22 protein-coding genes are annotated in these 23,387 nt (G+C 72.7%); 5 read left to right on the top strand and 17 right to left on the bottom strand.

Translation table 11 applies throughout. The features are described from left to right. Positions 1 to 247: 247 nt before the first annotated feature. The 17 genes from AB0C15_RS28110 to rimP form a co-directional block, all read right to left on the bottom strand. The gene (locus tag AB0C15_RS28110) at positions 248 to 718 is read right to left on the bottom strand and encodes a GNAT family N-acetyltransferase (RefSeq protein WP_357356881.1); all 471 of its coding nucleotides are present in this window, start codon (positions 716 to 718) and stop codon (positions 248 to 250) included. A gap of 97 nt (positions 719 to 815) precedes the next feature. Next, positions 816 to 1,580, bottom strand: coding sequence for a 4-hydroxy-tetrahydrodipicolinate reductase (gene dapB / locus AB0C15_RS28105; protein WP_357356879.1), 765 nt, complete (start codon positions 1,578 to 1,580; stop codon positions 816 to 818). Positions 1,581 to 1,716: 136 nt separating this feature from the next. Next, complete coding sequence (locus AB0C15_RS28100; protein WP_357356877.1) at positions 1,717 to 3,114, bottom strand: pitrilysin family protein; 1,398 nt, start codon at positions 3,112 to 3,114, stop codon at positions 1,717 to 1,719. 47 nt (positions 3,115 to 3,161) lie between these two features. Next, positions 3,162 to 5,546, bottom strand: coding sequence for a polyribonucleotide nucleotidyltransferase (locus tag AB0C15_RS28095; RefSeq protein ID WP_357356875.1), 2,385 nt, complete (start codon positions 5,544 to 5,546; stop codon positions 3,162 to 3,164). Positions 5,547 to 5,771: 225 nt separating this feature from the next. Further along, positions 5,772 to 6,041: a 30S ribosomal protein S15 gene (rpsO, locus tag AB0C15_RS28090; RefSeq protein WP_030337594.1), complete on the bottom strand. Its 270-nt coding sequence runs from the start codon at positions 6,039 to 6,041 to the stop codon at positions 5,772 to 5,774. Positions 6,042 to 6,240: 199 nt separating this feature from the next. Next, the gene (locus tag AB0C15_RS28085; protein ID WP_357356873.1) at positions 6,241 to 7,170 is read right to left on the bottom strand and encodes a bifunctional riboflavin kinase/FAD synthetase; all 930 of its coding nucleotides are present in this window, start codon (positions 7,168 to 7,170) and stop codon (positions 6,241 to 6,243) included. 76 nt (positions 7,171 to 7,246) lie between these two features. Next, positions 7,247 to 8,149, bottom strand: coding sequence for a tRNA pseudouridine(55) synthase TruB (gene truB / locus AB0C15_RS28080; RefSeq protein WP_357356906.1), 903 nt, complete (start codon positions 8,147 to 8,149; stop codon positions 7,247 to 7,249). 71 nt (positions 8,150 to 8,220) lie between these two features. Continuing rightward, positions 8,221 to 9,543 carry an MATE family efflux transporter gene (locus tag AB0C15_RS28075; protein WP_357356871.1) on the bottom strand — a complete coding sequence of 441 codons (1,323 nt, stop codon included), beginning with the start codon at positions 9,541 to 9,543 and terminating at the stop codon, positions 8,221 to 8,223. Between the two features lie 534 nt (positions 9,544 to 10,077). Beyond that, positions 10,078 to 10,287 carry a DUF6186 family protein gene (locus AB0C15_RS28070; RefSeq protein WP_030489477.1) on the bottom strand — a complete coding sequence of 70 codons (210 nt, stop codon included), beginning with the start codon at positions 10,285 to 10,287 and terminating at the stop codon, positions 10,078 to 10,080. Then, positions 10,287 to 10,694 (bottom strand): hypothetical protein, encoded by a 408-nt coding sequence (locus AB0C15_RS28065; protein WP_357356869.1) that lies wholly within the window; start codon positions 10,692 to 10,694, stop codon positions 10,287 to 10,289. Before AB0C15_RS28065 ends, AB0C15_RS28070 begins: the two co-directional genes overlap by 1 nt. A 102-nt stretch (positions 10,695 to 10,796) precedes the next feature. Further along, entirely contained in the window at positions 10,797 to 11,846 is a 1,050-nt protein-coding gene (locus AB0C15_RS28060) for a bifunctional oligoribonuclease/PAP phosphatase NrnA (protein ID WP_357356867.1), read from the bottom strand. Further along, positions 11,843 to 12,337, bottom strand: a complete 495-nt coding sequence (rbfA, locus tag AB0C15_RS28055) for a 30S ribosome-binding factor RbfA (protein WP_357356865.1) — start codon at positions 12,335 to 12,337, stop codon at positions 11,843 to 11,845. The genes AB0C15_RS28060 and rbfA overlap by 4 nt, the downstream gene beginning before the upstream one ends. 126 nt (positions 12,338 to 12,463) lie before the next feature. Beyond that, a complete protein-coding gene (locus AB0C15_RS28050) occupies positions 12,464 to 12,760 on the bottom strand; it encodes a DUF503 domain-containing protein (protein WP_030489481.1) in 297 nt (98 codons plus the stop codon). A 90-nt stretch (positions 12,761 to 12,850) separates the two neighbouring features. Further along, a complete protein-coding gene (gene infB, locus AB0C15_RS28045) occupies positions 12,851 to 15,871 on the bottom strand; it encodes a translation initiation factor IF-2 (protein ID WP_357356863.1) in 3,021 nt (1,006 codons plus the stop codon). Positions 15,872 to 15,964: 93 nt separating this feature from the next. Beyond that, the gene (locus tag AB0C15_RS28040) at positions 15,965 to 16,297 is read right to left on the bottom strand and encodes a YlxR family protein (protein ID WP_357356861.1); all 333 of its coding nucleotides are present in this window, start codon (positions 16,295 to 16,297) and stop codon (positions 15,965 to 15,967) included. A gap of 16 nt (positions 16,298 to 16,313) precedes the next feature. Then, positions 16,314 to 17,357: a transcription termination factor NusA gene (gene nusA / locus AB0C15_RS28035; protein WP_357356859.1), complete on the bottom strand. Its 1,044-nt coding sequence runs from the start codon at positions 17,355 to 17,357 to the stop codon at positions 16,314 to 16,316. Next, positions 17,354 to 18,043, bottom strand: a complete 690-nt coding sequence (gene rimP, locus AB0C15_RS28030; RefSeq protein ID WP_357356857.1) for a ribosome maturation factor RimP — start codon at positions 18,041 to 18,043, stop codon at positions 17,354 to 17,356. The genes nusA and rimP overlap by 4 nt, the downstream gene beginning before the upstream one ends. A 153-nt stretch (positions 18,044 to 18,196) precedes the next feature. Here rimP and AB0C15_RS28025 point away from each other — a divergent pair, with 153 nt between their 5' ends. From AB0C15_RS28025 to AB0C15_RS28005, 5 genes are read left to right on the top strand one after another with little or no spacing between them, the layout of a single operon-like run. Then, positions 18,197 to 18,724, top strand: a complete 528-nt coding sequence (locus AB0C15_RS28025; RefSeq protein WP_357356855.1) for a hypothetical protein — start codon at positions 18,197 to 18,199, stop codon at positions 18,722 to 18,724. Beyond that, entirely contained in the window at positions 18,721 to 19,158 is a 438-nt protein-coding gene (locus tag AB0C15_RS28020; protein WP_357356853.1) for a ferritin-like domain-containing protein, read from the top strand. The genes AB0C15_RS28025 and AB0C15_RS28020 overlap by 4 nt, the downstream gene beginning before the upstream one ends. A gap of 52 nt (positions 19,159 to 19,210) precedes the next feature. Next, entirely contained in the window at positions 19,211 to 19,813 is a 603-nt protein-coding gene (locus tag AB0C15_RS28015) for a PadR family transcriptional regulator (RefSeq protein ID WP_357356851.1), read from the top strand. Then, positions 19,810 to 20,544 (top strand): ABC transporter ATP-binding protein, encoded by a 735-nt coding sequence (locus tag AB0C15_RS28010; protein ID WP_357356849.1) that lies wholly within the window; start codon positions 19,810 to 19,812, stop codon positions 20,542 to 20,544. Before AB0C15_RS28015 ends, AB0C15_RS28010 begins: the two co-directional genes overlap by 4 nt. Continuing rightward, positions 20,541 to 23,318 carry an FtsX-like permease family protein gene (locus tag AB0C15_RS28005; protein WP_357356847.1) on the top strand — a complete coding sequence of 926 codons (2,778 nt, stop codon included), beginning with the start codon at positions 20,541 to 20,543 and terminating at the stop codon, positions 23,316 to 23,318. The genes AB0C15_RS28010 and AB0C15_RS28005 overlap by 4 nt, the downstream gene beginning before the upstream one ends. Positions 23,319 to 23,387 lie beyond the last annotated feature (69 nt).

The raw sequence follows: 23,387 nt of genomic DNA, 5'->3' as shown, positions 1-23,387 counted from the left end.
CTCGCCCCGTCGATCGCCCCGCCCTCGCCCCGTCGATCATGGAGTTGTGGTGGGCGAGTTATCCACTTCCGCCCCTTATGCGAGGCACCACAACTCCATGATCGACGCAGACCAGGCCGGAAGCCGCCGCGATCTTGCAGTTTCGGTTGTCGACATGCGAGAGACGCACCTTATGTCGCAACAGAAAGTGCAAGATCGCGGGAGTCGAGGGGCGGGGTGCGGGGGCCGGGGGTCGCGGGCGCAGGGGTCAGGGGGTTCGTTCGGCGATCAGCTCGTCGTCGTCCATGGCGCCGGTGGGCTGGAAGCCGAGGGACGTGTAGAGAGCTGCGGCCTGGGTGTTGTCGGGGTGGTACGAGAGGCGGACCGGAGGGTTGCCCTCCCGTGCCGCCAGCCAGGGGGCAAGCGTCTGCACGGTGGCCCGTCCGACGCCCCGGCCCTGCTCGGTGGCGTCGATGAGCATCCCCCCGATCCAGTGCGAGCCGTCGTCGTCCACGCCCCACATCACGTGGCCGACGACGGTCTCGCCGGCGTACACCGCAAGCGAGTTCCACACCTCGGTGCGCATGCTGAGCAGCAGGTAACGCGCGCCAAGCGCGGCCACGAAGCGGCGCTGGTCGTCGCGCGGGGCGACGTCGGCGACTGCCCGCCAGTTGTCGTCGTCGACCGGGCGCAGGGTGACCGGCCGACCGGCACGGTCCAGGTGTCCACCATTGATCATCGGCGGATGCTACCCGGCCGGCGACCTGAGATCTTGGACAGTTTCCGTCAGCGCGTGACGGAAAGTGTCCAAGATCTGCGCCAGCAACGGAATGTGGTCAGTCGAGCAGGGCGTCCAGGCCGACGGTGAGACCGGGGCGGCTGGGCACCGCGCGGACGGCCACCAGCACACCCGGCATGAACGACACCCGGTCGTACGAGTCGTGCCGGATGGTCAACGTCTCGCCGGTGCCACCGAACAGCACCTCCTGGTGGGCGACCAGGCCGGTGGCGCGCACCGCGTGGACGCGTACCCCATCGATGTCGGCGCCGCGCGCACCCGGCACCTCGTCCTTGGTGGCGTCCGGGACCGGGCCGAGGCCGGCCTCGGCGCGGGCCCGGGCGATCTGCCGCGCGGTGTGCGTGGCGGTGCCGCTCGGGGCGTCCAGCTTGCGCGGGTGGTGCTGCTCGATGATCTCGACGGACTCGAAGTGCCGGGCGGCGCGGGCGGCGAACTGCATCATCAGCACCGCGCCGATGCCGAAGTTCGGGGCGATGACGACGCCCACGTCGGGCTTGGCGGCAAGCCAGCCGCGTACCTGTTCCAGCCGCTGCTCGGTGAAGCCGGTCGTGCCGACCACCGCGCTGATGCCCTGCTCGATGCACCACTGGAGGTTGTCCATGACGACGTCCGGCGTGGTGAAGTCGACGACCACCTGGGCGCCGGAGACGGCGGAGCGGCTGTCGCCCTGGTCGATCGACGCCACCAGGGTGAGGTCGTCGGCGGCGTCGACAGCCTTGCAGACCTCGACGCCCATCCGGCCTCGGGCACCAAACACGCCGACCCGCAGCTGCTGGGCCGGGGTCTTCTCCTCGTCAGTCACGGGGCACAACCTATCCCAATCGGGACGTGCCCCTCGGGCCGGATACGGCGGCATCCACCCGCCGGGATGCCGCGCCAGAAAGGACTCCGGCCACGGCGCGCAAGACGACTCCACCCGCGCCAGGGGCGGACGGGACTCAGACCGCGAAGTCGCCGGCGCCGAACGGCCCGACCACGGCCAGTGACATCGGTCGGCTGAGCAGCTCGGCGGCGAGGACGTTCACGTCTTCCACGGTGACCTCGTCGACCCGGCGGAGCAGCTCGTCGACGGGCATCAGGTCGCCGTAGAGCAGCTCGCCCTTGGCCAGCCGGCTCATCCGGGAACCGGTGTCCTCGAGGCCGAGTACGAAGGAGCCCTTGCTCATGCCCTTGCCCCGGGCCACCTCGGCCTCGGTCAGACCGTCGGCGGCCACCCGGGCCAGCTCGGCGCGGGTCAGGGCCAGCACCTCGTCCACCTTGCCCGGCGCGCAGCCGGCGTAGACGGCGAACAGGCCGCTGTCGGCGTACTGGCTGGCGTAGGAGTAGACCGAGTACGCCAGGCCGCGCTGCTCGCGGATCTCCTGGAACAGACGGCTGGACATGCCGCCGCCGAGCACGTTGTTGAGCACCCCGAGGGCGAACCGTCGATCGTCGAGCCGGTCGATGCCGGGGCAGCCGATGATGACGTGGGCCTGCTCGGTCTCCTTCGGCTCCACCAGGGTGGTCGCCGGCTTGGTGCGTACCGCAGGGGTCGCCGCGCGGTGCGGTGCCGGGCTGGCCGGGTCGCTGTCCAGGGGGGTGCCCTGGATGGCCTGGCGGACCATCTTGACCACGGTGGCGTGGTCGAGGTTGCCGGCGGCGGCGATGACGATCTGCGGTGCGGTGTAGCGACCCCGGTAGAAGCTCTGGATCTGCTTGCGGGTCATCGGGGTGACGGTCTCCGCGGTGCCGGAGATCAGCCGACCCAGCGGGTGATCGCCGTAGACGGCCTGGACGAAGAGGTCGTGCACCTCGTCACCCGGCTCGTCGTCGTGCATGGCGATCTCTTCGAGGATCACGCCGCGCTCGGTCTCGACGTCGGCCGGCTCCAACAGCGAGTCGGCGACCAGATCGCACATCACGTCGATCGCCAGCGGCAGGTCCTCGTCAAGCACGCGGGCGTAGTAGCAGGTGTATTCCTTCGTGGTGAAGGCGTTGGTCTCACCGCCCACCGCCTCGATCTGCGAGGAGATCTCCAGTGCGGTGCGCTTGTTGGTGCCCTTGAACAGCAGGTGCTCGAGGAAGTGCGCGGCACCGGCCTGCGGGCCGGTCTCGTCGCGCGAGCCGACCGCCACCCAGATGCCGAACGAGACGCTGCGCATCGCCGGGATCGCCTCGGTGAGGACGCGCAGACCGCTGGGCAGCACGGTACGTCGTACCGTGCCGCCCAGCGGGTCGTCGCTGAGTGTCCGGGTCACCGCGCGGGTGGTGCCGCCGGAGCGGCCCGCCCCGGCGGCCCGAGACGCGCCCACCCCCCGTCGATCCGGCGGAAACGGCGCGCTGAAGGCCCGACTCACGTGGTGCTCCCGGTTCGACGAGGGGTGGGTGATGCGTTGTACGACGGTCAGCTGTGCCGGGTCCGGCGGCGCGGACGCTCGCCGCCCTCGCCACCACCCTCGCCGCCGCCGCCCTCGCCGCTGCGCTCCGGGCCACGCCCGCCACGGTCGCCGCCACGCTCACGGTCACCGCGGTCACGCGGAGCCCGGTCGCCCCGGTCCCGACCAGCCGGCCGGTCGCCAGCGGCGGCCTCACCGGCGGCCGGAGCCTCGGTGCCCTCCGGGCGGACCTTGTCGAGGTAGATCTTGCCGCGGGCGTCGATGTCCGCGATCTCGACCTCGACCCGGTCGCCGACGTTGAGGAAGTCCTCGACCCGCTCGACCCGCTTGCCGTCGCCCACCTTGGAGATGTGCAGCAGGCCGTCGCGGCCCGGCAGGAGCGAGATGAACGCGCCGAACGCGGCGGTCTTGACCACCGTGCCGAGGAACCGCTCGCCCTGCTTCGGCAGCGTCGGGTTGGCGATGCCGTTGATCCGGTCGACGGCCGCCTGGGCCGACGGGCCGTTGGTGGCGCCGACGTAGATCGTGCCGTCGTCCTCGATGGAGATCTCGGCGCCGGTCTCGTCCTGGATCGCGTTGATGGTCTGCCCCTTCGGGCCGATCACCATGCCGATCTTGTCCACCGGGATCTTGACGGTGGTGACCCGCGGCGCGTAGTCGGACATCTCGGCCGGAGCCTCGATCGCCGCCTTCATCACACCGAGGATGACCTGCCGGGCCTCGTTGGCCTGCTGCAACGCGGCGGCCAGCACGTCCGACGGGATGCCGTTGAGCTTGGTGTCGAGCTGGAGCGCGGTGACGAACTCCGGGGTGCCGGCGACCTTGAAGTCCATGTCACCGAACGCGTCCTCGGCACCGAGGATGTCGGTCAGCGTCACGTACTGGGTCTTGCCGTCCACCTCGTCGGAGATGAGGCCCATCGCGATGCCGGCGACCGGCGCCTTCAGCGGCACACCCGCGGAGAGCAGGCCGAGCGTCGAGGCGCAGACCGAACCCATCGAGGTGGAGCCGTTGGAGCCGAGCGCCTCGGACACCTGCCGGATGGCGTACGGGAACTCCTCGCGCGACGGCAGCACCGGGATCAGCGCGCGCTCGGCGAGAGCGCCGTGGCCGATCTCGCGACGCTTCGGCGACCCGACCCGGCCGGTCTCACCGGTCGAGTACGGCGGGAAGTTGTAGTTGTGCATGTAGCGCTTGCGGTTCTCGGGGGACAGCGTGTCCACCATCTGCTCCATACGGAGCATGTTCAGCGTGGTGACGCCCAGGATCTGGGTCTCGCCCCGCTCGAACAGCGCCGAACCGTGCACCCGGGGCAGCACGCCGACCTCGGCGGTCAGCGCCCGGATGTCGCGCGGGCCACGCCCGTCCATGCGGACCTGCTCGCGCAGCACGCGGTTGCGCACCTCGGACTTGGTCAGCGACCGGAAGGCAGCGCTGAGCTCCTTCTCCCGACCCTCGAACCGGGCGCCCAGCTCCTCGGCGACCCGGGCCTTGACACGGTCCAGGGCTTCCTCGCGGTCGGCCTTGCCGGCGATGGTGATCGCCTCGGCCACGTCACCGCGAGCGAACTCGGCGACGGCGTCGTAGACGTCGTCCTGGTAGTCCAGGAAGACCGGGAACTCGGTGACCGGCTTGGCGGCGACCTCGGCCAGCTCGCTCTGCGCGCGGCACAGCTCGCGGATCGCCGGCTTGGCGGCCTCCAGGCCGCTGGCGACGACCTCCTCGGTCGGGGCGGTGGCACCGGCCGAGATCAGGGCGACGGCGTTCGGGGTGGCCTCGGCCTCGACCATCATGATCGCGACGTCGCCGTCCTCGAGCGTGCGGCCGGCCACGACCATGTCGAAGGTGGCCCGGGCCAGCTCCTCCAGGGTCGGGAAGGCGACCCACTGGCCGTCGATGTGGGCGACGCGGGTCGCACCGATCGGGCCGGAGAACGGCAGGCCGGACAGCTTGGTTGACATCGAGGCGGCGTTGATCGCCACGACGTCGTACGGGTGCTGCGGGTCGAGCGCGAGGATGGTCTCGACGACCTGGACCTCGTTGCGCAGGCCCTTGACGAAGGACGGGCGCAGCGGCCGGTCGATCAGCCGGCAGGTGAGGATCGCGTCCTCGCTGGGCCGACCCTCGCGGCGGAAGAACGAGCCGGGGATGCGGCCCGCGGCGTACATCCGCTCCTCGACGTCGACGGTCAGCGGGAAGAAGTCGAACTGCTCCTTCGGGTGCTTACCGGCGGTCGTGGCGGAGAGGACGACCGTCTCGCCCAGCTGGGCGATGACGGACCCGGCGGCCTGGCGAGCCAGCCGGCCGGTGGAGAAGGTGATCTCGCGGGTGCCGAAGGACCCGTTGTCGATCACGGCGGTGCGGGATTCGGTGCCGAGTTTGGTCTCGGTCATGTGCTGTCGTGCTCCTTCGCGTCGTGGGCCCACGACATCGGGGAGCTGCTCAGCCGGCCGGTCTTCGATCGAAGCGCCCGGGTGCCGGCATGATGCCGGGTTCCCGGGGGCCACTACCGGAGACCGGTACGCTGACCGGCTCCCTCTCGGGTGGTCGCGCGGCCCGTGTTTCTTCAGGTGGGACGCGGTACGGGGGAGCGGCCGTCCGGCCGCTCCCCCGTCACGTCACCGGCGCAGGCCGAGCCGCTCGATGAGCGACCGGTAGCGGGCAATGTCCTTCTTCTGGACGTAGTTGAGCAGCCGACGGCGACGGCCGACCAGCAGCAGCAGCCCACGGCGGCTGTGGTGGTCGTGCTTGTGCACCTTCAGGTGCTCGGTCAGCTCAGCGATGCGCTTGGTGAGGACCGCGACCTGGACCTCCGGCGAACCGGTGTCGCCCTCGGCGGTCGCGTACTCCGCGCGGATGCTGGCCTTGGCTTCTTGATCGAGCGCCATGTTCTCCCTGTTTCGGTGGGTTGATCAAGTGGGTGTCCGTCGTCCCGGTGGACCGGGAACGGACCGGTTCCTCGCACCCGCGGCGTCGAGCAGGCACGCGAGGCCCCACGCCGGTCACCCGACGTCCCGGCAAGACTACCAGCACTCGCCGGTAACACCCGGCGAAGGGCCTCGGTGGCGTCTCGTCGACTGGTGCAGGTCAGGCCAGCGCGCGCCGGGTGCGCTCGACGTCCAGGTTCATCTGGGCGATCAATGGCTCGATCGAGTCGTACCGGATCTGACCACGCAGATGCGCCACGAAGTCCAGGGCCAGCCGCTCGCCGTAGAGGTCGCCGGAGAAGTCCAGCGCGTACGCCTCCACCCGCCGCTCCCGGCCGGAGAAGGTCGGATTGGTGCCGACGGACACCGCCGCGAGCAGCGGCTCACGCTCGCCGCGGCGGATCAGCCGGGCCGCGTACACGCCGTCGGCGGGCACCGCCGCATAGCGGTGGCAGAGCAGGTTGGCGGTCGGGAAACCCAGCTCCCGGCCCCGCTGGTCGCCACGGACCACGACGCCCTCCACCCGGTGTGGGCGGCCCAGCGCGGCGGCCGCCGCGCCGACGTCGCCCGCGTCGACGCAGGACCGGATGTAGGTGGAGGAGAACACCGTGCCGTCCTCGGCGACCAACGGCGCGCCTTCCACGCCGAAGCCGAACGTCTGCCCCAGCCGCTCCAGCAGCGCCACGTCGCCGGCGGCCCGGTGCCCGAAGCGGAAGTTGCCGCCGACCACCACCAACGCCGCGTGCAGGTGCTCGACCAGGACGTCGTGTACGAACTGTTCGGCCGGCAGCCGGGAGAACTCCGGAGTGAACGGCACCACACAGAGCACGTCCACGCCGAGCGCCTCGATCAGCTCGGCCTTACGGGCCGGCTCGGTGAGCACCGCGGGGTGCGAACCGGGCCGGACCACCTCGGCCGGGTGCGGGTCGAAGGTGACCACCACCGACTGCACGCCCAGTTCGCGGGCCCGGGCGACGGCGTGCCCGATCGTCGCCTGGTGCCCCTTGTGCACGCCGTCGAAGACGCCGATGGTGACCACCGAGCGTCCCCACCCGCCGGGCGCCGCGTCGTAGCCCCGCCACCGCTGCATGCCGTTCCTCTCTGCTGTCCCGCCGGCCGGCGGGTCGACACCGCCGGCTGCGGGCCGGCGGACCTGCGCCTCGCTGTCAGGCGGGTGCGAGCACGATCTCCGCCCGAGCCCGCCCGTCCCGCTCGCTGACGATAGCGATCAGGCCGCCGGCCGGCCCGAAGACGGCGTACGGCCCGGTGAGGCCGGCCGGGTCCAGTGGTCCGCCGTGGGCGAGCACCCGGGCCTCGTCGGGCGTGGCCTCCCGGCGCGCGAAGAACCGGTCGGCCGCCGCGTCCAGTGGCAGGTTGACCACGTCCGGGGCGCGCTGTTCCAACTCGTCGAGGGTCGCCGCCTCGGCGAGGGTGAAGCCGCCCACCGCGGTGCGCCGCAGCGCCGTGAGGTGCCCGCCGACGCCGAGCGCCAGGCCCGCGTCCCGGGCGATGGCCCGGATGTACGTGCCGGAGGAGCAGGTCACGTCCACGTCCACGTCCACCACGTCCGGCTCGGTGCGGCGAATTGCCAGCACGGCCAATCGGGAGATGGTGACCCGCCGCGCGGGCAGCTCGACGCTCTCCCCGTCGCGGACCCGCTTGTACGCCCGCTGCCCGTCGATCTTGATGGCGCTGACCGCGCTCGGCACCTGGTCGACCTCGCCGCTCAGCCCGGCGAGCGCGGACCGGATCGCGTCGTCGGCGACCTGGCCGGCGGGCGTGGTGGCGATCACGTCGCCCTCGGCGTCGTCGGTGACGGTGCTCTGGCCGAGCCGAATGGTGCCGGTGTAGCTCTTGCCGGCCCCGATCACGTAGGTCAACAGCCGGGTGGCCCGGCCGACACCGATCACCAGCACGCCTGTCGCCATCGGGTCGAGGGTGCCGCCGTGCCCGACCCGGCGGGTCTTCGCCAGTCGGCGGATCCGCGCCACCACGTCGTGCGACGTCATGCCGCCGGGCTTGTCGACCACGATCAGACCATCGGTGCTCACGTCGGCCAAGCCTGCCAGATGGCACCCACCCGGCGGTGCGTGGGCGGGCCCCGGGTGACCCGGACGACCGGCGGCGTCAGTGGGAAACCTCAGCGGACCGCGCCGGTCACCGCCCACCTGCCGTTGCGCAGTCGCAGCAGCAGGGCGACCAGCCGGATCACCACGAAGAGGGTGAGCCCGGCCCAGATGCCGCCCAGCCCGAGGTCGAGCGCGTACGCCAGCCAGATGGCCGGCAGGAAGCCGCCGAGCGCCGCCACGATGGTGAGGTTGCGCAGGTAACGCACGTCGCCCGCGCCGATCAGCACGCCGTCGAGGGCGAAGACCACCCCGGCCAGCGGCAGCATGACGACGAACCACGGCCACGCGACGAGGGCCTGCTCGCGTACCCCCGGATCGGAGCTGAACCACGACGGCACGACGCCGGCGCCGGCGGCCACGACAAGCGCGAAGCCCACGCCGCAGACGCCGCCGAGCAGCCCGATCCGGCGGGCGAGCGCGCGCGCCGCCGTGTCGTCGCCGGCGCCGAGCGCGGCACCGACAAGGGACTGCGCGGCGATGGCGAGGGCGTCGAGCACCAGCGCGGTGAAGAACCAGAGTTGCAGGGCGATCTGGTGGGCCCCGACGGCGGCGGCGCCGAACCGGGCGGCGACAGCGGTCGCGGACAGGAAGCTGGCCTGGAACGCCACCCCCCGGATCAGCAGGTCCCGGCTGAGCACCAGTTGTTGGCGGATCACCCGGGGCTGGGGCCGCAGCGACACCCGCTCACCGACCAGAGCGGCGGCGAAGAGCACCCCGCAGAGCGTCTGCGCGACGACGTTCGCCACCGCCGAGCCGACCAGACCCAGCCCGCCGGGGTAGACCAGCAGCGGGCAGAGCAGCGCGGAGAGCAGGTTGGGGCCGAGCACGAAGAACAACGGGCGGCGAGTGTCCTGCACGCCGCGCAGCCAGCCGTTGCCGGCGGCGGCGAGCAGCAGGCCGGGAGCGCCGAGGGCCGCGATCCGCAGCCACCGCGCGGCGGCGTCGGCCACCTCGCCACCACCGCCGGCGAGGGTACGGGCGAGCGCGTCACCGCCGACCTGCATGCCGATCGCGATCAGCAGACCGACACCGAACGCCAACCAGGACGACTGGACGCCCTCGGCGACCGCGGCCGCCCGGTCACCCGCGCCGAAGCGGCGGGCCGCGCGCCCGGTGGTGCCGTAGGCGACGACGGTGCCAACCCAGGCGGTGAGCGTCATGACCGTGCCACCGACGGCGAGCGCGGCGAGCGGCACCCGGCCGAGGTGACCGACCACTGCGGTGTCGACGAGCACGTAGAGCGGCTCCGCGGCGAGCACCACGAGGGCCGGCAGGGCGAGCGCGGCGATCCGCCGGGGCGAGGCGGGTCGGTGGACGGTGGCGGTGTGGCTCATCGCCGCCGATCCTGGCACGGCTGCGGTAAGGATCGCAATCCTGCAGACTGCTTACCCTGGTCGACACGTCCCGTCCGCGGCGGCGCTCAGGCTCGCCCCGGCCCCGCGCGGTGCCTGCCAGCAGGTAGTCACAGCCCCGACCTGAGGGATCAGCGTCGGACGGGTCGGATCACTGGCGGGTGTCCATCGACGTCTGCAGCGCACGGCGGGCCTGCTCGCGGGCGTCGTCGGTGGTGGTCTCGGGCTTGGGCTTGTTCGGCATGGTGGCGCTCCTCTTCCAGGGCGGGAGCCGCCGACACGCGGCGACGCCTCACGGGCGGTCGTGCTGAGCGCCCCACGGCGGTCCGGGGTTACCGGAGCAGCCGACTGGGCAGCGTGAGCCCGGGTCGATCCGACCCTGGTGGGAGGCAGCGCGGGGTGTGGCACCACCGCCCATGACCTGCACCGCCAGGCGGCACCGGCCTTCTCCCAAGTTATCGTTCAGGTCCACATGCTGCTCAGGGTTCCCGCCATCTGGACAGTCGACAACCCGGCTCAGCGGGCCAGGAAGTGCCAGCCCAGCCACCACCAGAACCCGAACAGACCGATCCGGCCCACCGGCACCGAACCGACCTCGTAGCGCATCACGTACGCGCAGACCTCGCCCAGGGTGGGGATGCGGGACCCCTCCCGCCGGGCCATCCACTCGACCACCGCGAAGAGGACCAGTGCGGTCAGGAAGCCGCCGATCGCGAGCGCTCGCATCATCGCCGCACCAGCCCCCAGAACGCGCCCAACCAGGCGAACCAGACCGCCGACCGGGTCAGGTGGTCCTCCAGGAGAGGGTCGGCGAGGCGGGAGAAGGTGGGGAAGTCGTCGCCGGCAGCCAGCACGAAGGTCGCGCCCTCGAAGACGCCGAAGACCACCACCGGCACCGCCCACCAGGCCGCCCCAGCACCCAGCCGGCGCGGCGCGGGCCGGCGGGGCACCCGGTTGCTCAGACCGAGCCAGATCAGCACCCCACCCGTGCCGAGGGTGAACAGATTCGCCTCGGTCGAGAAGGACGCGAACCGGCCGCCGACGAGCGACAGGCAGACGAGGACGGGAACGGAGACGGCGGGCCGGTCCCAGGCGCGGGGGGCGTCCACGGTGAGGTCGTGCGGCTGCTCCATCCCGCGATTCTTCCCGGTATCACGCAGCGCGGGAAGACCAACACTCCCCGGAGCTGACCCTGATCTTCCGGACCGACCACTCGTTGGCCGCCGTGGGAGGCGTCAGCCGATCAGCGCGTCGTCCAACTGCCGGCGGATCGACTCGACCACCTGCTCGACGGTGCCGCGACCGGTGAACCCGGCCGCGAACGTGTGCCCACCACCGCCGAGCGCGACCGCGACCCGACTGACGTCCACCGCGCCCTTGCTGCGCATCGACACCGCCCACTCGGCGGGCTTGGTCTGCTTCACCACACAGCTCACGTCCGCCTCGGCGGTGCAGCGCACCGAGTCGATCAACGCCTCCAGCACGTACGGCCGCTGGTCGTGCCGAGCCAGGTCGTCAAGCGTCGCGAAGGTCCAGACGAACCCCCGGCCCCCGGCAGCGGCCGGCTCCAACTCGGCCCGGCCCAGCACCTCACCGAAGAGGCGGACCGCACCGAAGGGCCTGGTGTCGAAGACCCGCCGGGAGATGTCCCCGGGCGAGATGCCGGTCGCCAGCAACCGGGCGGCCATCTGGTGCACCGCCGGAGTGGTCGCCTCGAACCGGAACGAGCCGGTGTCAGTGGTCAGCGCCGTGTAGAGGCACTCGGCGATCGCCCGGTCCACCACCACGCCGAGCCGGCCCAGCAGCTTCTCGGCCACCACCGACGTGGCCGCCGCGCCCGGCTCGACGAGGTTGACCGTGCCGAAACCGGGGTTGGAGGCGTGGTGGTCGAGCACCAGCGCCGCCCCCGCCGACGACAACCGCCCGGCCAGACCGCCGAGCCGCGACTCGCTCGCCGCGTCGAAACAGATCACCAGATCGGGCGCCGGATCGGCGGCGTCCTCAGGCACCAGGAGATCCAACCCGGGCAGCCCACGGAACGGCTCCGGAACCTCCGGCGGCCCGGGAAAGGTCGCCTGCAGGTCGCGTACGCCGAGCTGCCGCAGGCCCAGCCCGAAGCCGAGCATGCTGCCCAGCGCGTCGCCGTCCGGGTTGACGTGGCAGATCAACAGCACCCGGCCGGTCGGCGGGAGATCCCGCACCAACGCCTCGGCCGCGGCCCAGTCCGCCTCGGCGGGACCGAGCCCGGCTGCCCCGGCACGTGGGGCGCTGGCGGTGCTCGTCACCGCGTGTCCCCACCCCGCGGAGTCTCCTTGACGTCGGTGGCCTCGTCGGCCTCGTCCGTCTCGTCGTCCTCGTCGTCGTCCACCCGGTACGGCTGGGCCTCGCCCGCGTACTTCGCCTGGGCGGCGAGCCGCTGCACCTCGGCGTCCGCGTTGCGCGCCGCGGCGAGCAGGTCGTCGATGTGCTTGACCTGGTCCTGCACGTCGTCGAGGACGAACGTGAGGGTCGGCGAGTGACGCAGACCGAGCGCCTTGCCGACCGTGCTGCGCAGCATCCCCTTGGCGCTCTCCAGCGCCGCGGCGGTGTCCGCCTGGGCCACCGAGTCACCGAGCACCGTGTAGAACACCGTCGCGTCACGCAGGTCAGCGGTGATCCGGGCATCGGTGATGGTGATCATCCCGAGCCGCGGGTCCTTGATCTGGCTCCGCACCACCGACGCGACCAGCTCACGCACCCGTTCCGCGTGCCGGCGTACCTTGGCCGGATCAGACATCTCGCCACCTCCACGGCGTCCTGCTCCCGGTCGACCCGGCGGCCCGTGGGGCGCCGGCCGACCGGCCAACATCTCGAACACTACCTTCGCGGCCGCTCCGGTCGCCCGGCACAGCCGGCACCCTGGTCAGTCGTCGTCCACGCCGTAGAGCCGGCGTCGGACCGACAGCAACTCGACCTCGGGGCGGCCGGCCACCAGGCGCTCACAGGAGTCGAGCACCTCGCGGACGTGCGCCGTCTCGGCGGCCACCACGGCCACCGCCAGCTGCGCTCGACCGTGCAGGTCGAGCGCACCCACCTCGGCGGCCGAGACCTCGAAGCGGCGCAGCGCCGCAACGATCGGCCGTACATATGATCTCTTGGCTTTGAGCGACCTGGAGTCGCCTGGCAGCAGCAGGTCGAAGACCGCGGTTCCGGTGAACATCGCCCCGGACGATACCGGCAACCCACCCCGCATGATCAAGGGGTTTACGCCGGTCGGCGTAAACCCCTTGATCAGCGTGTCACTGCCGGATCAGGCGCGAACCTTCTCCCGCATCTCGAAGGTCTCGATGACGTCGCCGACCTGGACGTTGTTGTAACCACCCAGGGTCAGACCGCACTCGAAGCCCTCGCGGACCTCGGTGGCGTCGTCCTTGAACCGCTTGAGCGAGGTGATCGTGAGGTTGTCCGCCACGACCGTCCCGTCCCGAAGCAGTCGAGCCTTCGCGTTGCGTCGGATGATGCCCGACCGGACGATGCAACCGGAGATGTTGCCGATCTTGGACGAGCGGAACACGTCGCGGATCTCCGCGCTGCCCAGCTCGGCCTCCTCGTACTCCGGCTTGAGCAGGCCCTTGAGCGCTGCCTCGATCTCCTCGATGGCCTGGTAGATGACGGTGTAGTACCGGATCTCCACGCCCTCGCGGTCGGCCATCTCGCGAACCTTGTTGGAGGCCCGCACGTTGAAGCCGATGATCGTGACCGGCTCGGACGAGGCGCTCGCGAGCATGACGTTGCTCTCGGTGATCGCGCCGACGCCCCGGTCGAGGACCTTGAGCTGGACCTCCTCGGGGATGTCGAGGTTGAACAGCGCGTCCTCCAGGGCCTCCACCGAACCGGAGACATCGCCCTTGAGGATGAGGTTGAGCGAGGTCTTCTCGCCCTCCTTGAGCTGCTCCATGAGCGTCTCGAGGGTGGCCCGACCACGGGAGTTGGCGAATGCCGCCGCCCGCCGCCGTGCCTGTCGCTGCTCGGCGATCTGCCGCACCGTGCGGTCATCCGCCGCGGCGAGGAACGTGTCACCCGCACCGGGCGGCGCGGTCAGACCCAGGACCATGACCGGACGCGCCGGCCCAGCCTCGGAGAGCTGGTTGCCGTTCTCGTCGAGCATGGCCCGGACCCGGCCGTGCGCCCCACCGGCGACGATCGAGTCGCCCGCCCGCAGGGTGCCCTTCTGCACCAGCACCGTCGCCACCGCACCGCGGCCCTTGTCCAGGTGCGCCTCGATGGCCACACCCTGCGCCGGCCCGTCGATCGGAGCGGTCAGCTCCAGCGACGCGTCGGCGGTCAGCAGGACAGCCTCGAGCAGCTCCTCGATGCCGATGCCCGGCTTGGCTGCCACGTTGACGAACATGGTCTCGCCGCCGTACTCCTCGGCGACCAGCCCGTACTCGGTCAGCTGCTGGCGGACCTTGTCCGGGTTGGCGTCCGGCTTGTCGACCTTGTTGACCGCGACCACGATCGGCACGTCGGCCGCCTTGGCGTGGTTCAACGCCTCGATGGTCTGCGGCATCACGCCGTCGTCGGCCGCGACGACCAGGATCACGATGTCCGTCACCTGGGCACCACGAGCACGCATGGCGGTGAACGCCTCGTGACCCGGGGTGTCGATGAAGGTCACCGCGCGGTCCACACCATCGTGCGGAACGTGCACCTGGTACGCACCGATGTGCTGGGTGATGCCACCCGCCTCACCGGCCACGACGTTCGCCTTACGGATGGCGTCGAGCAGCTTGGTCTTACCGTGGTCGACGTGACCCATGACGGTCACGACCGGCGCACGGCTGACCAGACGCTCCTCGGCCACCTCCGCGTCGAGGTCGATGTTGAACTGCGCGAGCAGCTCGCGGTCCTCGTCCTCCGGGCTGACGATCTGGATGTCGAAGCCCAGGTGCTCACCCAGCAGCTGAAGGGTGTCGTCGGAGCAGGACTGGGTCGCGGTGACCATCTCGCCCAGGTTGAACATCTCCTGGACCAGCGAACCCGGGTTGGCGTTGATCTTGTCGGCGAAGTCCGACAGCGAGGCGCCACGGGAGAGCCGGACGACCTGACCCTGACCCCGGGGAGCACCCGAGCTCATGGTCGGAGCCGACAGGTTGTCGAACTCCTGTCTGCGCTGCTTCTTGGACTTGCGACCGCGGGTCGGCCGACCACCCGGACGCCCGAAGGCACCCGCGGCGCCGCCGCCACGGCCACGACCGCCCGCACCCGGACGACCGCCGCCACCGGCCGGACCACCCGGACGGAAACCGCCACCGGGAGCACCGCCACCGCCGCCGGGACCGCCACGGTAGCCACCGCCACCGCCGGCACCCGCGCCGCCACCGGGGCCGCCGCGGTAACCGCCACCGCCACCGGCGCCACCGCCGGGACCGCCACGGAAACCACCGCCGCCGCCACCGGGACGACCAGCGCCGCCACCGGGGCGACCAGCGCCACCGGGGCCGGGACGACCGGCAGCCGGGCGCTGGCTCGGCATGGACGCCGGGCTGGGCCGCGGCGGCATGGAGTTCGGGCTCGGCCGCGGCGGCATGCCCGCCGGGGTGTTGGGCCGGGGGCCACCCGCACCGGCGGCCGGGGGCCGCTGCTGCTGGCCGCCCTGGATGCCGAACGGGTTGTTGCCGGCACCACGCGCCGGCGGACGACCGCCGGGGCGGGCACCCGGGCCGGGAGCCGGCGCGCTCGGGCGAGCTGCCGGCGAACCGGGACGGGGCGGCATCGCAGCCGGACCCGGCCGAGGGCCGGGACGGTTGCCACCCTCCGCCGGAGGCTCCCGGCGGACGGGGTTGTCCCGCTGCTGCTGGCGGGCGGCCTGGGCGGCCTTGACCGCGGCCTCCTGCTCAGCCTTCAGCGCGGCGGCACGCGCCTCCGCGGCCGCCACCTCGATGTCGTGGGCACTCGCCGGCTTGGCGACCGGGGTCGCCGACTGCGGCGCGGCGGGCACCGGACCCTTGGGCTTCGGACCGGGTGTCGGCGCGGCCGGCCGCCGGGGCGGCATCGGCTTGGCCGAGACCCGGGGCGCACCCGGGGTCGGGGTTGGTGTCGGGGTCGGGTTGGAAGCCGGCGTCGACGCGGGCGCCGACGGGGCGGCGGCCGGAGCCGGGGCACCGGCGGACGCGACGAATGCGTTACGCAGCCGCCGGGCGACGGGCGCCTCGACGGTGCTGGACGCGGACTTCACGAACTCGCCCATTTCCTTCAGCTTGGCGAGAACGGTCTTACTCTCGACCCCGAGCTCTTTTGCAAGCTCGTGTACGCGGGCCTTGCCTGCCACTGCACTCCTCACTCCGAGGTCGTGCGGGCAGCACCCGCAGCGACCTCACTCGTGCACTTGAAGCCTGGTCATTTCAGGGACTTCATCGTGTGCTCATGTCGGTCGTCCTACCCTGCTAGCGACCCTCGCCCGGTCGGGCTGACCGGACGTAGTGGTTGGCGCATCGACGTGCTCTGCCAGCACACCGTGATCGAGGACCTCGGTGTTGCGCAGCGCACGCCCGAAGGCGCGGCGCCGCACCGCCAGCGCGAAGCAGGCCGGATCCGGGTGCATGTTCGCTCCCCGACCCGGCAGCCTGCGGAGCGGATCAGGCCGGAGGCTGTGACCAGCCTCGTCCCTGACCGCGACGATCCGCAGCAATTCGCTGGCCGGCGCACGTTGCCGACAACCCACACAGGTGCGTTCCGGCGTTGTGCGTCGTACCACTGGAAGAAGTCTACCCCTAGCTGCCCGAGATCGCGCCGCCCGGCTCCCGCACGTGATCAGTCACCCCACGCGCGGCCGGCGCGGTCTGCTCCGCGTCGGAGCGGATGTCGATCCGCCAACCGGTCAATCGGGCCGCTAGTCGGGCATTCTGCCCCTCCCGACCGATCGCGAGCGAGAGCTGGAAGTCGGGAACTGTCACCCGGGCGGCCCGGCCGGCCAGGTCGACCACCTCGACCCGCAGCGCCTTCGCCGGCGACAACGCGTTGCCGACGAAGGTGGCCGGGTCGTCCGACCAGTCGATAATGTCGATCTTCTCACCGTGCAGCTCGCTCATCACGGCACGGACCCGCTGACCCATCGGGCCGATGCAGGCGCCCTTGGCGTTCACCCCGGGGGTGGTGGAGCGGACGGCGATCTTCGTGCGATGGCCCGCCTCACGGGCGATCGCGCCGATCTCCACGGTGCCGTCGGCGATCTCCGGCACCTCCAGGGCGAAGAGCTTCTTGACCAGGGCCGGATGCGACCGGGACAGGGTGATCTGCGGCCCGCGCATGCCCTTGGCCACGTGCACCACGACACAACGGACCCGCTCACCGTGCGCGTACCGCTCACCGGGCACCTGCTCGGACTGCGGCAGCACGCCCTCCAGCTTGCCCAGGTCGACGCTGACGATGCCCTTCTCGGTGCGCGTCTCGTGCGCCTGCACCACGCCGGTGACCAGGTCACCCTCGCGGCCCACGTACTCACCGAAGTGCACCTCGTCGGTGGCCTCCCGCAAGCGCTGGAGGATCACCTGCTTGGCGGTCATGGCGGCGATCCGACCGAAGTCGTGCGGGGTGTCGTCCCACTCCCGCACCAGGCTGCCGTCGGCGTCCATCTCCTGCGCGTACACCAGGGCGGCGCCCGACCTGCGGTCGATCTCCACCCGGGCGTGCGGCTCGGCCCCGTCGGTGTGCCGGTAGGCGGTCAGCAACGCGGTCTCGATCGCCGCGAGGATCGTGTCGAACGGGATCTCCCGCTCGCGCTCGAGTGCGCGCAGCGCCGCGAGGTCGATGTTCACCTCTCCTCGTCCTCCACATCATCTTCGTCGTCGATGTCGTCTGAATCGTCGATCTCGTCGGAATCGTCCGCGTCGTCGAACTCGTCCTCCGGCTCACCGAGTTCGGCGAGCCGGGTGAACTCGACCTGCACGCGGCCGGGGCCCAGCTGGGCGTACGTCCAGGTGGCGCGACCGCCGTCGGTCTCCAGGTGCACGCTCTCGTCGTCGACCGCGACCACCCGGCCGGTCAACTGGCGGTCACCGGCGGGCTGTTCGCCGCGCTGGCCGGGCAGCGCGGCCGCGCCCCGGACGGTCACCTTGACCAGTCGGCCCACGTTGCGACGCCAGTGCCGGGGCAGGGTGAGCGGCCGGTCGACACCGGGAGAGCTGACCTCGAGCTGGTACTCGCCGGCGACGATGTCACCACCGGTCTCCTCCGCGGCGTCCAGCGCGGCCGAGACCGCGCGGGAGACGTCGGCGACGGCGTCCAGGTCGATCCCGCCGTCGGTGTCCACCATCACCCGCACCACGTGCCGGCGGCCGGCCCGGGAGACCGACAGGTCCTCCAGGTCGTAGCCGGCGTCGTTGACCACCGGCTCGATCACGGCCCGCAGTCGGGCCCGCCGCGCGGCGAGGTCACCGCCGCGGGGACCCGCGGCGTCGCGGGGTCGACCCGTCGGCCTGGTGGCACGGCCACGCTGCGTCATCTCCGCACCCTCTCCCTGGTCGACGGGTCCGGTCGTCCCGCCATGCCGGCACGCCACCGGAGTGGACACGCCGGTGGTGCGCAGAGCGTAACGCGCCTACCCGGCGGCGGACCGGGCGGCGCACCGACGCCGCTGACCCCCGGACCGGCGCGCATGGTGTTGACTTGGCCGGTGGGGACCGGCAGAACGACACAGTACGACCGAGCATCCGGACATTCCAGGCGAAAGCTCCTGAGTTACGGGGTGCTGCTGGTGCTCGGCGGCGCCGTGACGCCGCTGACCGGCTGTGATCTTTTCGACCGCGACGACACGTCAGCCCTTCCGCCCGACCCGCTGCGGCCGATGGTGGACGAGGCACTGGCGCTGGCCGCCGCGTACCGGGCGACCGCGACCGCCTATCCCGAGTTGGCCGACCGGCTCAACCCGATCGCCGAGACGCACACCGCGCACGCCACCGAGCTGGCCCGGGTGATCGGTGTGACCCTGCCGTCGGCGGCCAGCACCGCCCCGACCACCGCCCCGGCGGCGGACCCGTCCGGCGCGCGCGCCGCCCTGCGGGCGCTGGAGAAGACCGCCCAGCGGTCCGCCACCACCGCCTGCGCCGCAGCGCCCGCCGAACGGGCGGCGCTGCTCGGGTCGATCGTCGCCGCCCGGGCCACTCACCAGGAGGCACTGAAGTGAGGCAGCCGTCCGCCGGGGAGGCGCTCGCCTCCGCCCTGTCCGCCGAGTACGCGGCCATCTACGCCTACGGACGGATCGGCGTCCGGCTCAACGGCGCGACGCGGGACGCCGCCCGCCAGGCCGAGGCCGCCCACCGCCGCCGGCGTGACGCGCTGGTGGTGCAGCTCACCGCGACCGGCGGCGTCGTCCCGCCGGACCGCGCCGGGTACGCCCTGCCGTTCCCGGTCACCGACCGGACGAGCGCGCTGCGGCTCGCCGCCGAGGTGGAGGAGCGCACGGCCGCGCACTGGCGGGCCGCGCTCGCGTCCACCACCGGCGCCGAGCGGGACCTGGCGTTGGCCGCCCTCGTCGAGTACGCCGTGCGGGCCACCCGCTGGCGCAAGACCGCTGGGCAGACCCCGCTGACCGTCCCGTTTCCCGGTCGTCCGAGCTGAGCCGACCCGCTCCGGTTGCGGTACGCATACCAGGTATGCATACTCCGATGCCATGTCCATCCGTCACGGGTTGCTCGCCCTGCTCGAACGCGGCCAGATGTACGGCTACCAGCTGCGCGCCGCTTTCGAGGAGTCGACCGGCTCGACCTGGCCGCTGAACATCGGGCAGGTCTACACCACGCTGTCCCGGTTGGAACGGGACGGTCTGGTGCGCCCGCTGCCGGAGAGCGAGGCCGGGCAGCGCCCGTACGAGATCACCGACGCGGGTCGGGCGGACCTGGCGCTGTGGTTCGCCACCCCGATCAGCCGTACCGACCGGCCCCGTGACGAGCTGGCGATCAAGCTGGCGCTGGCGCTGACCACCCCCGGGGTCGACGTCCGGTCGGTGGTACAGGCCCAACGCAGCGCGACGATGCGGGCCCTGCAGGAGTTGACCCGGTTGAAGTACGGCAGCAACCGGCCGGAGGACCTGCCCTGGCGCCTCGTACTCGATTCGATGGTGTTCCAGGCCGAGGCCGAGGTGCGCTGGCTGGACCACTGCGAGACCAGTCTGGTTCGGCACCAGCCCAGCGGCCCGGCACCTCCCGTCGCCCGCCCCGGTTCCGCCGAGGCGGGTGACGCGGCCCGGTGGGCCGGCGAGGAGGCACGACGGTGAGCGGGTCGGACGACGCGGTGCTGGACCTCCGCGCCGTCCACCGAACCCACGGGAGCGGACCGGCCGCGGTGCACGCGCTGCGCGGTGTCAGCCTGGTCGTCCGGCCCGGCGAGCTGGTCGCCGTGATGGGGCCGTCCGGCTCGGGGAAGTCGACCCTGCTGGCCCTGGCCGGCGGGCTGGACCGTCCGACCCGCGGCGAGGTCCGGGTCGAGGGCCAACCGCTGGGGGTGTTGGACCGTCGCGGGCTGGCCCAGCTACGCCGCCGCCGGATCGGCTACATCTTCCAGCAGCTCAACCTGCTTGGCAGTCTGAGCGCGCTGGAGAACGTGGCGCTCCCGTTGGAACTCGACGGCACCAGTGGCCGCCGCGCCCGGGCGCTGGCCCGGGCCGCGCTCACCGAGGTGGGCCTACCCGCGCTCGGCGACCGTTTCCCCGACCAGCTCTCCGGCGGGCAGCAGCAGCGGGTGGCCATCGCCCGCGCGCTCGTGGGCGAGCGCCGGCTGGTGCTCGCCGACGAGCCCACCGGGGCCCTGGACTCGCAGACCGGCGAGGCCGTGCTGCACCTGCTGCGCCGGCGGATCGACGCGGGAGCCGCCGGGGTGCTGGTCACCCACGAGGCGCGGCACGCCGGCTGGGCCGACCGGGTGGTGTTCCTCCGCGACGGCGTCATGGTCGACACCACGGCACCGTTGGGCAGTGCGGAGCAGTTGCTGGCCGGCAGCGACCGGTGACCATCCGGCGGCCACCACGAGCCCCTGCTCGGGCCGACACCGCGACGCCCCGGCCGGTCGCACCGCCCGCCCCGGTCGGCCGCCGGCGCTTCGCCGAGCTGACCGGCTCCTGGCGGGCCGCGCTGCGGATCGCCCGGCGGGAGTCACGCCGCTCCCGGGGGCGGACCGCGCTGGTGCTCGCGATGATCGCCCTGCCGGTCGCGGCGCTTGCCTTCCTGGCCGCCAGTTACGACATGGCCGAGCTGACCCCGGGCGAACGCGTCGACCGCCGACTCGGGGTGGCCGACGCGGAGTTGCAGTGGATCGCCAGCAGCCCGGTGGAGCAGGACGAGTGGGGTGAGGGCTGGTCCACCCAGGACGGCGGGGCCCCCGCACGGGTCACCGCGGCCCAGATGACCACCCTGCTCGGGCCGGGCAGCCGGGTCACCGAAGTGCGGCCCCGGGTGCCGTTGACGCTGCGCGGCCCGCACCGCGACGAGGTCGTGAACGGCCGGGCGCTGGACCTGACCGACCCGCTGGCCCGCGGACTGGTGCGGTTCCGGGCCGGCCGGGCGCCACAGCAGGCCGGTGAGGTCGCGGTCAGTCCGGCGGCGCTGCGCCGTCTGGGCCTGCGCCTCGGTCATGCCGTGGCCACCGCCGACGGCAGCAGGGCGTACACCGTGGTGGGGGTGGTCGAGTTCCCCGACGACCTCGGGCCGGTCGTGGCGCTGCACCCGGGGGCCGTGCCGGCGACCGGCCCGGAGCCGGACAGCATCTGGCTGGCGGACCTGCCCGCAGCGGTGGACGACGCGCTGGTGTCCCGGCTCAACGAGCGGGGGGTGGTGATCACCGCCCGCGACCCGGCCGGCTCCGGGACCACAGCGGACCGGACGTGGTTCGGGGCGATCAGGCAGAGCGACGCCAACGACCTGAGCACCGGCGTCCTCATCGCGGGCCTCGGGCTGCTGGAGGTCGTCCTGCTGGTAGGGCCGGCCTTCGCCGTCGGCGTCCGTCGCCGTCGGCGGGACCTGGCGCTGGTCGCGGTGGCGGGCGGCGACGCCGCCCAACTGCGCCGGGTGGTGCTCGCCGACGGCGTGGTGCTTGGCGTGCTCGGCGCCGCCGCCGGTCTGCTCGTCGGCGTCGGCACGGCGTTCGCCTGTCGACCGCTGATGGAGCAGTACGTCTTCAGCGCCCGCTTCGGCGGCTACCGCTGCTGGCCGAGCGCGCTGGTGCTGCTCGGTGGCGTCGCGGTGCTGGCCGGGGTGCTCGCCGCGCTGGCGCCGGCCTGGACCGCCGCCCGGCAGGATGTCAGCGCCGGGCTCGCCGGACGACGGACCCCCGCGAAGACCCAGGGCCGGTGGCTGGCTCTCGGGCTCGCGCTGACGGTCGGCGGGGCGGGGCTGGCGGCGTTCGGGGCCACCCGGACCTCCCCGGCGGTGATCCTCACCGGGCTGATCCTCGGCGAGTTGGGTCTGGTGTGTTGCACACCCACGCTGCTCGGGGCGCTGGCTCGCCTGGGCCGGGTGTTGCCGTTGGCACCACGGATCGCCCTGCGCGACGCCAGCCGCAACCGGGCCGCCGCGGCACCGGCGATCTGCGCCGTGATGGCCGCCGTCGCCAGCAGCGTGGCCCTCGGCGCGTACCTGGCCAGCGACCACGATCGCGACGCCCGCGCCTATCGGCCGGAGCTGCCGACGGGTCACATGCTCGTGTACGCGAACCGGCCGGACGGCCAGCCCACCCTGGCGCAGGTCGCCGACGCGGCCCGGGACCAGTTGGGGGTCGACGCGGTCGCGACCGTGTACGCGCCCAACTGCGACCCGACGGGCGGCCGTTACTGCGACGTCGCCCCCGTCCTCCCGCCGAGCCAGACCTGTCCGTGGCAGCCCAGTGACCGCCTTCCCGCCGCACACCGCCAGCAGGCGCGGACCGACCCACGCTGTCAGGTCCGCGCGACGGACTACTACGGCGGCTACGTCCAGCCCGGGGTGGACGACGGCTTCGCGCTGCCACTTCTCACCGGCGCCGACCCGGCGACGACCGCCGCCGCCACGGCGGTGCTGCATGCCGGTGGCGTGGTGGTGACCGACCCGCGTTACCTGCACGACGGCCTGGTGACCGTCCGCGTCTTCAGCGGAGACGCGGACCCGGACGCGTCGACCACCGTCCGCGACCTGCCGGGGTACGCGCTGCCCCAGGCGGCCGGCTTCACCCGCCTGTTGCTGTCCACCCACGCGGCCCGACAACTCGACCTGAGCTGGTCACCGGCCGGCTGGGTGGTGGGCAGCACGACCCCGCCCGACGAGGAGCAACAGGCGCGTTTCGCCGCCGCGCTGCGCTCCTACGGGACGTTCTCGCTGAGCGTGGAGTACGGCGGCGCCCCGCGCGACGTCTCACCGCTGCTCCTGCTGCTCGCGGCGGCGGCCGGGCTGATCACGGTGGGGGCGGCCGGGATCGCCACCGCACTCGCCGCCGCCGAGGGGCGCGCCGAACTGACCACCCTCGCGGCCGTCGGCGCGGCCCCGGCGGTACGCCGGCTGCTCGCGATCTGCCAGGCCGGGGTCATCGCCGGTCTCGGTTCGGTGCTCGGCATCGTGGCCGGCCTCGGCACCGCCGCGATCGTGCTGGTCTCGGTGAACCGGCAGTACGCGAGCGCCTGGCCGGTGCCCGACCCGTACCCCTTCCTGGTGCCGTGGCCCGCGCTCGGGGTCCTGGTCCTGGTGCCGGTGGTGGCGATGCTCGGGGCCGGCCTGTTCACCCGGGCCCGGCTGCCGATCGAACGGCGGCTGGACTGATCGGTCCGCCGGGCGGGCCGAAAGGGACCGCGCAGGGGTGCCGCCGGGGCCGGGCAGCCGGCAGACTGA

The sequence above is a fragment of the Micromonospora sp. NPDC048835 genome, from assembly GCF_040649995.1.
In the GTDB taxonomy this organism is placed as follows: domain Bacteria; phylum Actinomycetota; class Actinomycetes; order Mycobacteriales; family Micromonosporaceae; genus Micromonospora.
This window is presented reverse-complemented; position numbering and strand designations above follow the sequence as displayed.

Coding starts and splice junctions, on each gene's coding strand:
- AB0C15_RS28110 (WP_357356881.1), bottom strand. CDS start 718: ATGATCAATGGTGGACACCTGGACCGTGCCGGTCGGCCGGTCACCCTG.
- AB0C15_RS28095 (WP_357356875.1), bottom strand. CDS start 5,546: ATGACCGAGACCAAACTCGGCACCGAATCCCGCACCGCCGTGATCGAC.
- rpsO (WP_030337594.1), bottom strand. CDS start 6,041: ATGGCGCTCGATCAAGAAGCCAAGGCCAGCATCCGCGCGGAGTACGCG.
- AB0C15_RS28085 (WP_357356873.1), bottom strand. CDS start 7,170: ATGCAGCGGTGGCGGGGCTACGACGCGGCGCCCGGCGGGTGGGGACGC.
- AB0C15_RS28075 (WP_357356871.1), bottom strand. CDS start 9,543: ATGAGCCACACCGCCACCGTCCACCGACCCGCCTCGCCCCGGCGGATC.
- AB0C15_RS28070 (WP_030489477.1), bottom strand. CDS start 10,287: ATGCGAGCGCTCGCGATCGGCGGCTTCCTGACCGCACTGGTCCTCTTC.
- AB0C15_RS28065 (WP_357356869.1), bottom strand. CDS start 10,694: ATGGAGCAGCCGCACGACCTCACCGTGGACGCCCCCCGCGCCTGGGAC.
- rbfA (WP_357356865.1), bottom strand. CDS start 12,337: ATGTCTGATCCGGCCAAGGTACGCCGGCACGCGGAACGGGTGCGTGAG.
- AB0C15_RS28050 (WP_030489481.1), bottom strand. CDS start 12,760: ATGTTCACCGGAACCGCGGTCTTCGACCTGCTGCTGCCAGGCGACTCC.
- rimP (WP_357356857.1), bottom strand. CDS start 18,043: ATGACGCAGCGTGGCCGTGCCACCAGGCCGACGGGTCGACCCCGCGAC.
- AB0C15_RS28025 (WP_357356855.1), top strand. CDS start 18,197: ATGGTGTTGACTTGGCCGGTGGGGACCGGCAGAACGACACAGTACGAC.
- AB0C15_RS28015 (WP_357356851.1), top strand. CDS start 19,211: ATGTCCATCCGTCACGGGTTGCTCGCCCTGCTCGAACGCGGCCAGATG.